This window comes from Halopseudomonas pachastrellae (assembly GCF_900114765.1).
Taxonomy (GTDB): Bacteria; Pseudomonadota; Gammaproteobacteria; order Pseudomonadales; family Pseudomonadaceae; genus Halopseudomonas; species Halopseudomonas pachastrellae.
Map to the genome: position 1 here is coordinate 48,821 of NZ_FOUD01000021.1, position 15,008 is coordinate 63,828.

A 15,008-nucleotide genomic window follows, 5' to 3' on the forward strand; every position below is an offset into this window, starting at 1 on the left:
TAGACAAGCTTCACTCCTGTCTCGGTTGCAGCATCCCAGGCGGTGCCCGGGATGCCGCACGCCTAATCAGGCGGCAATCGGGCTGCGCCAGTCGTCGGAGCCGGAGGTGCCCGAAACCTCATGGGTCCAGACAATCTTGCGGTAGGTAAAGTACACGTCTTCCAGGTGGGTGAAGTGCGCCATGCCCGGGTCCTGACAGTTGGGCATGTGCGATTGCACATCCACGATGATGGCGTCCTGCAGCTCAATGGTGAAGTAGTGCTCCTGGGTGCCCGTGGCCGAGGTGCGATACCACTCCAGGCGGCAACGTGACAGCCGCTCGCCCGAGGTCAAGGCGTTGAAGATCAGCGGAGAGGATTTGTCGAATACCTTGGTAATCATTAACGGCTTGTGAACGCGCTGACCGGTCGGCTGACCGGATTGCGGGTCACGGGGAATGATCACCTGATGATCAAAGCCCTGCACCAGTACCTGATCTTCGTGACCTTCCTGAAAGATGTTGCCGACCGAGTCCTCGGTGAAGGTGCCGGCGGTAATCAGGCCCTGTTTGGTGCCCTCAATGGTGAGATAGGCGGGAGTTGGCATGCTTGCTCCTTGCTAGCGTGGGTTGCCGGGTAAGTCCGGTCCCCAGCTGTTACAAGGCCCATGCCAAAAAACCATTTTTCTTTTAAAACAATCAAGTAGAAACAATACCTGGAAAAAAAGCCAGCATTACTCAACCTGCAGCACGCGCAAATAGCGCAGCTTTCACCGGTCTTTGCGCAAGTCTTTGCCGCCGGAGCGCTGCCTCAGTGCCCACCACCGACGCTGCGCACCTGCCGCAGGCAGAGCGCCACCAGCAAGGCTGCGCCCAGCATGATCACCACGCCAATCAGAGCGTTGGCGTGCAGCGCCAGCGTAAAGCTGCTGTTAACCGCCGCATGGACCTGCTGCAGCTGCGCCTGCGGCAGATGCGACAGCACGCCCATGGCACCGCCAATGGTATCGCTGGCCACAGCCAGCTGATGACTGTCGAGCACGCCGCTTAACTGTTGCTCCATGCTGCTGCGGTACAGGGTGGCACCGACGCTGCCGATCACCGCGATACCCATCGCCATACCCAGTTCGGTGGCGGTTTCAGAGGTGGCGGCGGCGGCGCCGGTTTTCTCTGGTGGCGCGGACCCGATCACCAGATCGGTACCCAAGATCATCATCGGCATGATGCCAACCCCCAGCAGCACACTGGCTGCCACCATCAGCGCCAGATTGCTGTCGGCGTGAATGAGCAGCATCAATGCCAGCCCGCCCGCCGCCAGCACCAGTCCACCGCTGATCAGCTTTGTCGGCGCCAGCCAGCGCGAGAATCTCGGCACCAGCAATGACGCCGCCGTTTGCAACAGCGCCGCTGGCACCATCACCAGCCCGGCATGCAAGGCGCTGAGGCCGGACACGCCCTGCAAAAACTGGAAAATCATCAACCAGCTGCCGGAAAGCGTCAGGATGCACAGCATCATCGCCGCCACCGAGACGCTGAAGCTGGGCTTGTTAAACAGGGTCAGGTCAAACATCGGTTCGGCCAGGCGCCGCTGTCGGCGAACAAACAGCGCACCGGTAACCAGCGCCGCAATCAGGCTGACCACCGCGAGTGCGTTGATGCCATCCCGCGCGCCGTCTTTGATCGCGAAAATCAGCAGCAGCACAGCGCTGATACACAACAGCGCACTGGCCATATCGAGTTTGCCGGCATTCGAGTCACGGGATTCAGGCAACAGCCACGGCCCCACTAGCAACAGCAATACCATGACCGGCACCGCCAGCAGAAATACCGAGCCCCACCAGAACAGCTCAAGCATCACACCACCAACCAGCGGGCCAATGGCGCTGCCGACGATAAACCCGGTCATCCAGATGGTGATGGCGAGCGTGCGCTCATGCTCGACGTGGAACAGGTTGCGAATCAGCGCCAGGGTCGAGGGCATCAGGGTTGCGCCGGCTATCCCAAGCAACGCCCGGGTAAAAATCAACATGAGAGCCGAGTTGGCAAACGCCGCCGCGAAAGAGGCCAGGCCAAAGGCGCAGGCACCGATCAGCAGCAGGCGCCGGCGACCAATACGGTCACCCAGAGTGCCCATGGTGATGAGAAAGCCCGCGACCATAAACCCGTAGATATCCAGTATCCACAACAGCTCTGCACTGGATGGCTCAAGGTCGGCGCTCAGGCGCGGCGCCGCCAGGTGCAGCACTGTCATGTCCAGCGCGAGCAGCAATGTCGGCAGCACCAGAACGGCCAGGCCGAGCCATTCGCGGCGGCCGGAACGGGGAGTCAAAGTGGCGGTTGAAGTGGCGTGATCAGACATGAAGGCTCCTTGGGCAGGCTCTTATACGCCCGGCACCAAGCCCCGGCAAGGTACAGTTGTGACCGCGAATGTCGGTACAGCCGCCAGCCCAGGCGTGTTCAAGCCTCCCCCCAACGCGCCCCATCTGCTATCATCCCTGCCCTTTCACGTTCAACCGCAAAGTACCCCGGAAGCCCATGTCCGATATAGCCGCGACTCGCCAGATCCTCGTTACCAGCGCCCTGCCCTATGCCAACGGTTCAATCCACCTTGGGCACATGCTGGAGTACATCCAGACCGATATCTGGGTCCGCTTTCAACAGCTGCGCGGCCATCAGGCCGTGTATGTCTGCGCTGACGACGCCCATGGCTCAGCCATCATGCTGCGCGCCGAGAAGGAAGGCCTCACCTCGGAACAGCTGATTGCCAACGTGCATGCCGAGCATTCCAGCGATTTTGCCGATTTTCTTGTCAACTTCGACAACTTCTACTCCACGCACTCGGAAGAAAACCGTGAGCTCTCCGAGCTGATCTACACCCGTCTGAAAGACGCGGGTCACATCAGCACCCGCTCGGTTACCCAGTACTTTGACCCGGAAAAGGGCATGTTCCTGGCCGACCGTTTCATCAAGGGCACCTGCCCGAAGTGCGCAGCTGAAGATCAGTACGGCGACAACTGCGAAAAATGCGGCGCCACCTACGAGCCCACCGAGCTGAAAGACCCGCGCTCGGCCATTTCCGGCGCCACACCGGTGCTCAAGGACTCCAAGCACTTCTTCTTCCGTCTGCAGGATTTTGCCGACATGCTGCAGCAGTGGACCCGCAGCGGCGCCCTGCAGGACGCCGTGGCCAACAAGATTGCCGAATGGCTGGACAGCGGCCTGCAGGAGTGGGACATCAGCCGTGATGCGCCCTACTTCGGCTTTGAGATTCCAGGCGAGCCCGGCAAGTACTTCTACGTCTGGCTGGACGCGCCTATCGGCTACATGGCCAGCTTCAAGAACCTCTGCAGCCGCCGCCCCGAACTGAGCTTTGACGCCTTCTGGAACGCGGACTCCAGCGCCGAGCTGTATCACTTCATCGGCAAGGATATCGTCAACTTCCACACCCTGTTCTGGCCGGCCATGCTCGAAGGTGCAGGCTTCCGCAAGCCGACTGCGGTCAACGTGCATGGCTACCTGACCGTCAACGGCCAGAAGATGTCCAAGTCACGCGGCACCTTCATCAAGGCGCGTACCTACCTGGATCACCTCAACCCCGAGTACCTGCGCTACTACTACGCAGCCAAGCTGGGCCGTGGCGTGGAAGATCTGGACCTGAACCTCGAAGACTTCGTGCAGAAGGTCAACTCCGACCTGGTCGGCAAGGTGGTCAATATCGCCAGCCGCTGCGCGGGCTTTATTCACAAGGGCAACGGCGGCGTCATGGTCGAGGCCAACCCGGCGCCGGAGCTTAGCAGCGCCTTCACCGCCGCAGCCCCGAGCATTGCCGACGCCTACGAGAAGCGCGACTTCTCCCGCGCCATGCGTGAAATCATGGCGCTGGCCGACAAGGCCAATGCCTGGATCGCCGACAAGGCACCCTGGGCGCTGAACAAGCAGGAAGGCAAGCAGGACGAAGTTCAGGCGATCTGCGCACTGGGCGTGAACCTGTTCCGTCAGCTGGTAATTTTCCTCAAGCCGGTGCTGCCAACGCTGGCCGCCGACGCCGAGGCCTTTCTGAACGTTGCGCCGCTGCGCTGGAACGACCACACCCAGCTGCTGGCCAACCACCAGCTCAACGCCTTCAAACCGCTGCTCGCACGCATCGAGCCGGCCAAGATCGACGCCATGGTCGAAGCATCCAAGGAAGATCTGGCCGCCGCCAACAGCACCGCGCCCACAGGCAACGGTGAGCTGGTCAAGGAGCCGCTGGCCGATGAGATCAACTTTGATGCCTTTGCCGCCGTTGACCTGCGTGTCGCGCTGATCGAGAAATGTGAATTTGTTGAAGGTGCCGACAAGCTGCTGCGCCTGAGCCTGGATATTGGCGACGCCAAGCGTAACGTCTTTTCCGGCATCAAGAGCGCCTACCCGGACCCGAGCAAGCTCGAAGGCCGACTGACCTTGTACGTTGCCAACCTGGCGCCGCGCAAGATGAAGTTCGGCGTATCCGAAGGCATGGTGCTGGCAGCCGGCCCCGGTGGCGAAGATATTTTCCTGCTGAGCCCGGATCAGGGTGCCAAGCCGGGCCAGCGCGTCAAATAACGACAGAAGTGCAGTGATGGGGCGGCGCGGGCCGCCCTGATTAGCCGGACCGGGCGCAGCGACCGCAAGAGTCGCGCTGCCCGGCCACACATGGGGTTGGGTCAATGGCTGAATTTGCCCTTATTCTGGTCAGTACCATACTGGTCAACAATTTCGTATTGGTGCAGTTTCTCGGGTTGTGTCCCTTCATGGGCGTGTCCGGCAAGCTGGAAACCGCCATTGGCATGTCTGCCGCTACCACCTTTGTGCTGACGCTGGCGTCTATCCTCAGCTACCTGACTTTTCAATACATCCTGGTGCCGCTGGACCTCGAGTTCCTGCGTACCATTTCCTTCATTCTGGTCATCGCGGTTGTGGTGCAGTTCACCGAGATGGTGGTGCACAAAACCAGCCCGCTGCTCTACCGGGTACTGGGTATCTTTCTGCCGCTGATCACCACCAACTGCGCGGTGCTGGGTGTGGCGCTGCTGAACACCAACCGCGCCGAGCAGACCTTCATGAAGTCCGCCACCTATGGCCTTGGTGCCGCGATTGGCTTCTCGATGATCCTGATCCTGTTTGCCGGCCTGCGTGAGCGTATCGCCATTGCCGACGTACCCACACCGTTCCGTGGCGCGGCCATCGGCATGATCACGGCAGGCCTGATGTCGCTGGCCTTTATGGGCTTCACCGGCCTGATAAGGTTGTAAGCATGTCGATGATCATTACTGCCGTACTCGTTCTGCTGGGGCTGGCGCTGATCTTTGGCGCAGTACTCGGCTTTGCCGCCGTTCGCTTCAAGGTTGATGGCGACCCCATCGTCGACCAGATCAACGACCTGCTGCCGCAAACCCAGTGCGGTCAATGCGGCCACCCCGGCTGCCGCCCCTACGCCGAAGGCATCGCCAACGGCGAGCCGATCAATAAATGCCCGCCCGGTGGTGAATCCACCATTCAGGCGCTGGCTGACCTGCTGGACGTTGAAGCGCTGCCGCTGGATGCCGAGCACGGCGAAGAAAAGCCGCGCATGGTTGCCTACATTCGCGAGGCCGAATGCATCGGCTGCACCAAATGCATCCAGGCCTGCCCGGTTGACGCCATCCTGGGCGCAGCCAAGCAAATGCACACGGTCATCACCGACGAGTGCACCGGCTGTGACCTGTGCGTCGAGCCCTGCCCGGTCGACTGTATCGACATGCTGCCGCTACCCACAACGCCGCAAAGCTGGAAGTGGGATTTCCCGCTGCCCAACGCTGCCCTGATCGCCACTGACGCCAGCCGGGGAGCCGCCTGATGACTGCCGCTACCCCTATCCGCATCTGGGACATTCCCGGTGGCATTCACCCGGCCGAGAACAAGGCCCAGTCCCTTGGCCACGGCATTGAGTCTGTGCCGATTCCTAGCCGCTTGATCGTGCCACTGCAGCAACACCTGGGCGGTCGTGCCGAGCCCTGCGTGGCAGTTGGCGACGCGGTACTCAAAGGCCAGATGATCGCCGAGGCCAGCAGCATGGTCAGTTGCCCCGTGCACGCGCCAACGTCCGGCACGGTCACGGCCATTGGCCCTGCGCCCTACCCGCACGCATCGGGTCTTGAGGAGTGGGCTATCCACATCGAGGCTGACGGCCAGGACCGCTGGTGCGATCTGCAGCCCGTTTCCGATTTCCGCGCACTGGAGCCGGTCACCCTGCTGGAGCTGATCCGCCAGGCCGGTATCAGCGGGCTCGGCGGCGCCGGATTCCCGACCGCGGTCAAGCTCAAGGCACGGCCGGAGCAGAAGCTGCACACGCTGATCATAAACGGTACCGAGTGCGAGCCCTATATCACCGCCGACGACAGTGCCATGCGCTACCGCGCGCCCGAGATCATCACCGGCATCGAAATTTTGATGCATGTGCTGCAGCCCGAGCGGGTGCTGATCGGCATTGAGGACAACAAGCCCGAAGCCATCGCCGCCATGCGCGCTGCGGTTGGCGAGCGCGCCATGCAGGTTGTTGCCTTTCCGACCAAGTACCCCTCCGGCGGTGAAAAGCAGCTGATCCAGATTCTGACCGGCAAGGAAGTGCCCAGCGGCGGCCTGCCCGCCGACCTTGGCATGGTCTGCCAGAACGTCGGCACACTGCTGGCGATTCACGATGCCGTTGTGCTCGGCCAGCCGCTGATCAAGCGCATCACCACCCTGACCGGCGAAGCCCTGAGCCATCCGACCAACGTGGAGGCACTGATCGGCACGCCGATTCGCGAGCTGCTTGCCTTCGCCGGCCTGCAGCCCGACAAGCTGTTCCGCCTGGTCATGGGCGGGCCAATGATGGGCTTTACCCTGCAGAGCCTGGATGCGCCCATCGTCAAGACCACCAACTGCCTGCTCGCCGGCACCCGTGATGAGCTGCCGCCACCACCACCGGCGCAGCCGTGCATCCGCTGCGGCCTGTGCGCAGAAGCCTGCCCGGCCAGCCTCTTGCCGCAGCAGCTGCACTTCTTTGCGCTGGGCAAAGACTACGATCAGCTCAAGCGTCAGCACCTGTTCGACTGCATCGAGTGCGGCGCCTGCTCCTACGTCTGCCCCAGCAGCATCCCGCTGGTGCAGTACTACCGCGCCGCCAAGTCCGAGATACGCGCGCTGGATCTGCAGCAACACAAGGCCGACCACTCCCGCCAGCGCTTTGAGCACCGTCAGGAGCGCCTGCAGCGTGAAGCCGAACAGAAAGAGCGCGATCGCATAGCCCGCGCCGAAAAGGCGGCGCGTATCAAAGCTGCCAAAGAGGCAGAGGCCGCCAAGCAAAGCGAATCCGGTGCCAGTGCGCCGGCGAGCGATGCTCCAGCGCCAAAGGCAGGTGCCCTGTCGCCCGAACAGAAGCAGCTGAAGATCGCCGCAGCCACCGCGCAGATGGCACTGAAAAAGGCCCAGAAGCAGCTCGTTGCCAACCCGGATAACGCCGACCTGCAGGCGCAGATCCCGCAGCTTGAACAAGCCGCCCGTGAGGCGCAGGACGCCTTCGACCAGGCCCAGGGCGATACCAGCAGCCAACCCGCTGCACCCGCGCCCCAGGCCGGCGGCGACGATGAGGCCAAAAAGCTGAAGATAGAGGCAGCCATGCTGCGTGCTGCCCTGAAAAAAGCAGAACGCAACGCCGCCGACAGCCCAAGCGAAGAGCAACAGGCCGAAATCGCCAAGCTGCGCGAGCAGGTCGAGGCCGCCGACGCCCGCATCCCGGCCAGCGCCACAGCCAAGAAGCCGGTTGATGAGAAGCTCAAGCAGGCCAAGCTGGACCTGGCCATGGCCCGCGCGGCCCTGAAGAAAACCGAACGCGCCCTGGGTGAAAACCCGGACGATGCCGACCTGCAGGCCCAACTGGCAACTCAGCAACAGACCTATCAGAGCGCTGAAAAGGCCCTGCATGAAGCAGAAAACAGCAGCCCGATTCCGCCGCCGCAGCGCCAACTCGTGGACAAGAAGCCGGTTGATGAGCAGCTGCGCGCCCTGAAGACCACCATGGCCACCTGCAAGGCTGACTTCAAACGGGCCGAACGGGAGTTGAAAGAAGCCAGCGAGGCCGGCGCGGATACCACCACCGCGCAACAGAACCTCGACACTGCCCGCGCCGCACTCGACGTTGCCGCCAAGGCCTTCGCCGACTACATGGCCAGCAAGGAGACCAACTGATGGCGCTGGTTCGCATGACCTCACCCCACGCCAAGGGAAACAACCATACCCAGACCATCATGCTTTGGGTGCTGGGCGCCACCCTGCCCGGCGTACTGACCCTGACCTGGTTCTTCGGCTTTGGCACCCTGATCAACATTCTCTACGCCAGCGCCGTCGCTCTGGCTGTCGAAGCGCTGATCCTGTGGGTTCGCAAACGCCCGATCGGCTTCTTCCTGCGTGATGGCAGCGCCTTGGTTACCGCCTGGCTGCTGGCCCTGGCGTTGCCGCCCTACGCGCCCTGGTGGCTGACCCTGGTTGCGGTCAGCTTCGCGATTGTCTTCGGCAAGCAGTTATATGGTGGCCTGGGTCAGAACCCGTTCAACCCGGCGATGCTGGGCTACGTAGTGGTACTGATTTCCTTCCCGGTGGAAATGACCAGCTGGCCAGCCTGGCGCGGCATTGAAGCCGTTGTACCGGATGTGCAGGCCACACTGGGCCTGATGGATGGCCTGAGTCGCATCTTCATGCCCAGCGGCGGCGCGATAGATGGCTGGACCCAGGCGACTCCGCTGGATGTGGTCAAGACCAACAGCAGCCTGACCATGGCTGAGCTGCACGCCAGCAGCCCGGTATTCGGCAACTTTGCCGGCTACGGCTGGGAGTGGGTCAGCCTGGCCTACCTGCTGGGTGGTGCCGCGCTCCTGTACAAGCGCATCTACAGCTGGCACGCCCCCGTCGGCATGCTTGGCGCCCTGGCACTGATGAGCCTGCTGTTCTGGAATGGCAGCGGCTCGGACTCCAACGGCTCACCGCTGTTTCATCTATTCAGCGGCGCCACCATGCTGGGCGCGTTCTTTATCGTCACCGACCCGGTATCGGGCGCCACCAGCAAGCTGGGTCGGCTGATCTTTGGCGCCGGCGTCGGCATCCTGGTGTATGTAATCCGCGCCTGGGGTGGTTACCCTGACGCGGTGGCCTTTGCCGTACTGCTGATGAACCTCGCCGCCCCCACCATCGACTACTACAGCACACCGCGCACCTATGGCCACAGCAAAGCCAAGCGCGGCATGGGCAAGACGGACTGAGCCATGGATACGCCAACTACTACCAGTCGCTCGATCCTGCGCAACAGCATGATTCTCGGCCTGTTTGCCGTGGCCACCGTCGGTATGATCGCCGTGACCCAGCAGACCACCGCCGAGCGCATCAGCGAGGCCCAGCGTCGGGTCCAGCTAAGTGCACTGAATGAGATCGTGCCGCATGATCAGCACGACAACGACCTGCTGACCGACAGCTTTAGCGTGCAGGACCGTCAGTACCTCAGCCTCAGCGCGCCGGCCGACGCCTACCGCGCTCGCCAGGGCGAGCGGGTCAGCGCCGTGATCCTGCCGGTTGTCGCACCGGACGGCTACAGTGGCCGCATTGACCTGCTGGTGGGTATTCGCGCCGATGGCAGCATCGCCGGCGTGCGCAGCGTCAGCCACCGCGAGACGCCCGGTCTTGGCGACAAAATCGACGCAGGCAAAAGCCAGTGGATTCTGTCCTTTAACGGCAAAAGCCTGAGCATGCCGATCCCTGAGCAGTGGGCGGTTAAAAAGGACGGCGGCCAGTTTGACCAGTTTACCGGCGCGACCATCACCCCCCGCGCAGTGGTCAAGGCGGTCTATCAGGCCCTGACCTATTTCGATGAACACCGCACCGCCCTGCTGCAGCTGGACGAGGAGTAATCCATGGCCAACAAGACACTCTCCGAGATCACCGCAGACGGCCTGTGGCACAACAATGCCGGGCTGGTGCAACTGTTGGGGCTGTGCCCGTTGCTAGGCGTCAGCAGCTCGGTGGTCAACGCCCTTGGCCTGGGTTTGGCGACCATGCTGGTACTGACCGGCTCCAACCTGGCGGTATCGCTGATTCGCAGCGCCGTGACCGACGCCGTGCGGCTGCCGGCATTTGTCATGATCATTGCCGCGCTGACCACCTGCATCGAGCTGCTGATGCAGGCCTTCACCTACGAGCTGTACCAGATCCTCGGTATTTTCATCCCGCTGATTGTCACCAACTGCGTGATCCTCGGCCGCGCCGACGCCTTTGCGTCCAAGAACCCGATTCTGCCTTCAGTGGTCGACGGCTTCATGATGAGTCTGGGCTTTGCGCTGGTACTGGTGGTGCTCGGCGGCCTGCGCGAGCTGGTCGGGCACGGCACCCTGTTCGGCGGCATGGACCTGCTGCTGGGCCCCGTCGCGGCCGACTGGACGCTGGTGGTGTTCCCCAACTACAAGGATGTGCTGTTCGTCATCCTGCCGCCGGGGGCGTTTGTATTCATGGGGCTGCTGATTGCACTGAAAAACCTCATTGACGCCAAGGTCAAGGAGCGCGCCGCCGCCCGCGACGTCAAGCCTGCAGCGGCTGGCAGCAAGCGCGTACGCGTCACCGGGACTATCAACTGAGCGGGCACCATGAACAAGGAAAAGCGCTACGAGATCTTCCGCCGCCTGCGTGAGGACAACCCGCATCCAACTACCGAGCTGAACTTCAGCTCGCCGTTTGAGCTGCTGGTCGCCGTTACCCTGTCTGCCCAGGCGACCGACGTGGGCGTCAACAAGGCGACCGACAAGCTGTTCCCCGTGGCCAACACCCCGGAAGCGATTTACGCACTGGGCGTGGACGGCCTGAGCGAATACATCAAGACTATCGGGCTGTTCAACAGCAAGGCGCGCAATGTGATTGCCGCCTGCAAGATCCTTATCGAGCAGCACAACAGCCAGGTACCGGACAATCGCGAAGCGCTGGAAGCCCTGCCCGGGGTTGGCCGCAAAACAGCCAACGTGGTACTAAACACCGCGTTCGGGCAGCCGACCATGGCCGTCGACACGCACATCTTCCGTGTCAGCAACCGCACCGGCATCGCGCCAGGCAAAAACGTACTTGAAGTGGAAAAGAAGCTGCTCAAACACGTGCCCAAGGAATTTCTGGTCGACGCCCACCACTGGCTGATCCTGCACGGGCGCTATGTCTGCAAGGCACGCTCGCCGCAATGCGGCAGCTGCCGGATAGAAGACCTGTGCGACTACAAGCACAAAACCTCTGACTGAGCGCCCTGCAGGCCCCCAACAGAAAACGGCCTGCGTTTATTGAAACCTGTCGCCGTTTTCAATAAAAAAATTCTATTTCCGCAAATCCAACTTCGCGTTTATAAGGTGCGCAAATGGCATCTTCACTGTGGAGTTGAGTCATGGCCAAAGCAAAATCCGACATCGAGCTGGACGATGATGATGACTTCGTCGAGGACGACGACACCCCTGAAACCGATAACGCCCCCAATTCACGTAACAGCCTGACCAAACGCCGGCTGATCGACAGCTACCTCGAAGAACGTCGCCTGCAAAAGCAGCTGTCGGATTTCGACTTCGACTGATCAGGCCGCCCTCTCGCGTATAACTGCGCCCGGAGGGCAATTCCGGTGGGCGTCCTGCCCACCGCACACCGCTGATTAGTTCCCGCTATTACCGCCATTAAACAATCACGCTTCTCACTGGCTCGGCATTCGCCTACACTGACCTCATTCAGCAATGATTCTCATTTGAGTTACAGTCGAGGCAGTCATGATCAAGACCATCACCTTTGCCTGCATGCACTTTTCCATCGCCTTTGGCGTGGTGTATCTGATGACCGGCAGTGTGCTCGTTGGCGGCGCAGTGGCGCTGGTCGAGCCGGCGGTTAACACGGTCGCCTTCTACTTCCACGAGAAGCTCTGGAACCGTGCAGAACGCCGCCGCAAATCCCGTCCAGACGCCCTGGCCGCCTGACTCAAGGAGGCTGTGCAGGGAACTTTCCCGGCTGTGGCGGGTATTTGTAGGGACTTCACTATTTACGCCACCAGGAAGGTAACGCCTTGCCAACCTATCGAAAGACGCTCGGGATTTGCGCCGGATTGCTGGCAACCGTTGCACTCACGGCCAATGCCAGCGAGCCCTACGCTTATCCCATAACCAACCCCTTCATGGCTACCGTAGCCGGCACTCCGGAAAAGCTGCAAGCTCCCACGCCCAGTGATGTGGATGTGCAGCAAACCGACCTCAAGGTCCGCGTGCTGCCCGACCGCAAGCTGCCGCCGGCGCTGTCCCAGTACCGCGACTTGCACTACCGCGTTGCCTGGCATGACGAACCGGCTCCGCTGATCTTTCTGGTAGCCGGCACCGGCTCCGGATATGACAGCACCCGCATGGATTATCTCAAGCGCCTGTTTTGGCAGGCCGGCATGCACGTGATTGTGCTGTCCTCGCCCTCCAACCACGACTTTATTGCTGCCGCCTCCAACAGCGGTTTGCCCGGCATGGGCGCCGAGGATGCACGTGACCTGCACACTGCCATGACCCTGGCAGTCGAGAATGCGCGTCAGGAACTGGGCTTTGAAGTGACCTCTTACCGCCTGGCAGGCTTCAGTCTGGGCGCCCTGCACGCGGCGTTCGTCGCCGAGCTGGACACGCACCTTGGCCAGTTCGACTTTGAGCGGGTGTTGCTGATGAACCCGCCGGTGGATCTATATGCCTCAGTGGGGCGTCTGGACGCCCTGTCCTACACCCGGATTGAGGGCGTTGACGACAACGACAGCTTTTACGAACACATTTTCCAGAAGCTGTCCCGCCACTTTGCCAGCCGCGGCAACAGTGACATCCAGGAAAGCCTGTTCGAAGAGATTCAGAGCTCGCCCGATGCGTTGACCGATCCGGAGCTGGCCATGTTGATCGGTGCCGTTTTTCGTTTTTCCGCTGCGGACCTCAGCTTTATGAGCGACCTGGTTACCCACGGCGGGCGCTATGTGCCGGCGGACCAGCAACTCAAAGTCAGCACGTCACTGACGCCGTATTTACGCCGCGCGTTGTTCTGCGACTTCAGCTGCTACATCAACGAGCAGTTGCTGCCCGCCTGGCAACTGGAAAACGCCGACAAGACCATCGACGACATGGCCTGGGAGACCAGCCTGCGCAGTCTGCAGGACTTTCTGCAGAACAACCCTGACGTTGCCGCAGTCAGCAATGCCGACGACCTGATTCTGACCGAGTCCGATTACCGCTTTCTCGCCGATACCCTGGGCGAGCGGGCCTTCCTCTACCCCAGCGGTGGGCACGGGGGCAATCTGGACTACGCGCCGGTGACTGAGCGGTACCTGACCTTCCTGCAGGGAGGTGCCCAATGAAGCGCCTTTTACCCCTTGCCTTGCTGAGCACGGCGCTGTCTTTCAGTGCCGTGGCGCAGGAGTCCGGCCCGCAGGTGCCGACCTACAATGACCCCTTGCTGGAGCTGGATATCGACGAGCGGGACAATCGCTATCAGTTCGAGCGCTCCAGCCTGCGCGCCCTGAACGTACATGACCCGCTGGAGGGCGTTAACCGGCGTATTTACCGCTTCAACGCGCAATTTGACCGTTACGTCTACCTGCCGGTAGTACGCACTTACGTGTGGGCAACACCGAGCCCGGTGCGTACCGGCGTATCGAATGTGTTCGACAACCTGCGCGACATTCCCAACCTGGGCAATAGCCTGCTGCAGGGCAAGTTCCAGCGCAGCGGCGAAACCACCGCGCGCCTGCTGTTCAACAGCATCTTTGGCCTGGCCGGGATATTTGATGTGGCCGAGAAAATGGGGCTACCTCAGCAGGATGAGGACTTCGGCCAGACCCTGGGTGTCTGGGGTGTACCGGCCGGGCCTTATCTGGTGATCCCCTTTCTTGGCCCTTCGAGCTTGCGTGACGGCACCGGCCGCGTAGCCGACTGGGTGATTGAAGATTACGTCAACTACATGGACAACCGGGACTTCATGAACGACTACCAGGCAACCTGGGGTATCTGGGCCATCGACCTGCGGTACGGCATCCCCTTCCGCTATGGCGCCCTGGACAGCCCGTTCGAGTACGACCAGGTGCGCTATTTACACACCAAGCTGCGGGAGTTCGAGATTTCGCACTGAGTCATTGTTACGCCAACGGCCCGTCTACGCGGGCCTTTTAGCCAACGCGAAAGATGATGTGATCTTCCCAGTCTTCATCGGCCACGCTGCCTTCGGGCAGCATCTGGCCAGCCAGCGAGATGCCAGCCTTGTGCACCGCCTGTTCATCGCCACAGATCAGCGGGTGCCAGGGCGGCAGATCCTGTCCCTCGGCGACCAGGCGATAGCCGCAGGTGGGCGGTAACCAGGCAAAATCCTGCGCCTTGCCCGGTGTCAGCTGAATGCAGTCCGGCACAAAGCGCTGGCGATTGGGGTAATCGCTACAGCGACAGCTATCCAGATCCAGCAACTTGCAGGCAATGCGCGTGTAATAGATCGCCTGCGGATCATCCTCGTCCTCCAGTTTTTGCAGACAGCAAAGCCCGCAGCCGTCGCACAGCGACTCCCACTCGTCACGATCAAGCTCGGTCAGCGCCTTGCGCTTCCAGAATGGCACCACTCGCATCGCCACTGGTTAACCCTCTTCGCGCAGGTCATCGCCCAACCAGTCCATCACCTGGGCCAGGTCAAACGGAAAATCCAGCTCGGCGCCGCTGTCCGTGCGTTGAAGCACCGGAATACGCATCTGATAACGCTGCATCAGCTCGTCACTGTCGCTGATATCGACCTCGCTCACCCGCAAACCGTCGGCAATCAGCGGCTGCAGCACGTGCATGGCGTTCTCACACAGATGGCAGGCCAGCGTGCCATAGAGAGTGACAGGAGGGGTGTGCTTCATGGCGGGTCACGGCGAGTCGGGAAACAGGCCGCTATTGTAGCGCTATTTGGGCCGGGCTACCGACACTTGCCGCTAACCGGCCAAAGCCCGAAAGGATAT

Annotated in this window: 16 protein-coding genes; 12 read left to right on the forward strand and 4 right to left on the reverse strand. The window is 61.6% G+C overall.

Annotation, left to right across the window (positions count from 1 at the left end; genetic code table 11):
• Positions 1 to 66: 66 nt before the first annotated feature.
• Together BM116_RS15810 and BM116_RS15815 are read right to left on the reverse strand one after the other, a co-directional pair.
• A complete protein-coding gene (locus BM116_RS15810; RefSeq protein ID WP_083726312.1) occupies positions 67 to 585 on the reverse strand; it encodes an Hcp family type VI secretion system effector in 519 nt (172 codons plus the stop codon).
• A 203-nt stretch (positions 586 to 788) separates the two neighbouring features.
• Positions 789 to 2,336: an MFS transporter gene (locus BM116_RS15815; RefSeq protein WP_083726310.1), complete on the reverse strand. Its 1,548-nt coding sequence runs from the start codon at positions 2,334 to 2,336 to the stop codon at positions 789 to 791.
• Between the two features lie 185 nt (positions 2,337 to 2,521).
• Here BM116_RS15815 and metG point away from each other — a divergent pair, with 185 nt between their 5' ends.
• The 12 genes from metG (at position 2,522) to BM116_RS15875 (ending at position 14,152) form a co-directional block, all read left to right on the forward strand.
• Complete coding sequence (metG, locus tag BM116_RS15820; RefSeq protein ID WP_083726394.1) at positions 2,522 to 4,561, forward strand: methionine--tRNA ligase; 2,040 nt, start codon at positions 2,522 to 2,524, stop codon at positions 4,559 to 4,561.
• 104 nt (positions 4,562 to 4,665) lie between these two features.
• Positions 4,666 to 5,250 carry an electron transport complex subunit RsxA gene (gene rsxA, locus BM116_RS15825; RefSeq protein WP_083726308.1) on the forward strand — a complete coding sequence of 195 codons (585 nt, stop codon included), beginning with the start codon at positions 4,666 to 4,668 and terminating at the stop codon, positions 5,248 to 5,250.
• 2 nt (positions 5,251 to 5,252) lie between these two features.
• Positions 5,253 to 5,834, forward strand: a complete 582-nt coding sequence (gene rsxB / locus BM116_RS15830) for an electron transport complex subunit RsxB (protein ID WP_083726306.1) — start codon at positions 5,253 to 5,255, stop codon at positions 5,832 to 5,834.
• The gene (gene rsxC / locus BM116_RS15835) at positions 5,834 to 8,203 is read left to right on the forward strand and encodes an electron transport complex subunit RsxC (protein ID WP_083726304.1); all 2,370 of its coding nucleotides are present in this window, start codon (positions 5,834 to 5,836) and stop codon (positions 8,201 to 8,203) included. Before rsxB ends, rsxC begins: the two co-directional genes overlap by 1 nt.
• A complete protein-coding gene (rsxD, locus tag BM116_RS15840) occupies positions 8,203 to 9,270 on the forward strand; it encodes an electron transport complex subunit RsxD (protein WP_083726302.1) in 1,068 nt (355 codons plus the stop codon). The genes rsxC and rsxD overlap by 1 nt, the downstream gene beginning before the upstream one ends.
• A 3-nt stretch (positions 9,271 to 9,273) precedes the next feature.
• Positions 9,274 to 9,912, forward strand: a complete 639-nt coding sequence (gene rsxG, locus BM116_RS15845; RefSeq protein WP_083726300.1) for an electron transport complex subunit RsxG — start codon at positions 9,274 to 9,276, stop codon at positions 9,910 to 9,912.
• Positions 9,913 to 9,915: 3 nt separating this feature from the next.
• The gene (locus BM116_RS15850) at positions 9,916 to 10,632 is read left to right on the forward strand and encodes an electron transport complex subunit E (RefSeq protein WP_083726298.1); all 717 of its coding nucleotides are present in this window, start codon (positions 9,916 to 9,918) and stop codon (positions 10,630 to 10,632) included.
• Positions 10,633 to 10,641: 9 nt separating this feature from the next.
• Complete coding sequence (gene nth / locus BM116_RS15855; protein WP_083726296.1) at positions 10,642 to 11,277, forward strand: endonuclease III; 636 nt, start codon at positions 10,642 to 10,644, stop codon at positions 11,275 to 11,277.
• Positions 11,278 to 11,417: 140 nt separating this feature from the next.
• Positions 11,418 to 11,600, forward strand: a complete 183-nt coding sequence (locus tag BM116_RS15860; RefSeq protein WP_083726294.1) for a PA3496 family putative envelope integrity protein — start codon at positions 11,418 to 11,420, stop codon at positions 11,598 to 11,600.
• Between the two features lie 187 nt (positions 11,601 to 11,787).
• Positions 11,788 to 11,991, forward strand: a complete 204-nt coding sequence (locus tag BM116_RS15865) for a DUF2061 domain-containing protein (protein ID WP_083726292.1) — start codon at positions 11,788 to 11,790, stop codon at positions 11,989 to 11,991.
• 86 nt (positions 11,992 to 12,077) lie between these two features.
• Complete coding sequence (locus BM116_RS15870; protein WP_139056963.1) at positions 12,078 to 13,382, forward strand: alpha/beta hydrolase family protein; 1,305 nt, start codon at positions 12,078 to 12,080, stop codon at positions 13,380 to 13,382.
• On the forward strand, positions 13,379 to 14,152 hold the full coding sequence (locus BM116_RS15875) for an MlaA family lipoprotein (protein WP_083726288.1): 774 nt from the start codon (positions 13,379 to 13,381) through the stop codon (positions 14,150 to 14,152). Before BM116_RS15870 ends, BM116_RS15875 begins: the two co-directional genes overlap by 4 nt.
• Positions 14,153 to 14,189: 37 nt before the next feature.
• Here the strand turns inward: BM116_RS15875 and BM116_RS15880 are convergent, their stop codons facing one another.
• Both BM116_RS15880 and BM116_RS15885 read right to left on the reverse strand, forming a co-directional pair.
• Entirely contained in the window at positions 14,190 to 14,642 is a 453-nt protein-coding gene (locus BM116_RS15880; protein ID WP_083726286.1) for a YcgN family cysteine cluster protein, read from the reverse strand.
• A 3-nt stretch (positions 14,643 to 14,645) separates the two neighbouring features.
• Positions 14,646 to 14,909: a glutaredoxin family protein gene (locus BM116_RS15885; RefSeq protein ID WP_083726284.1), complete on the reverse strand. Its 264-nt coding sequence runs from the start codon at positions 14,907 to 14,909 to the stop codon at positions 14,646 to 14,648.
• Between the last annotated feature and the right edge of the window lie 99 nt (positions 14,910 to 15,008).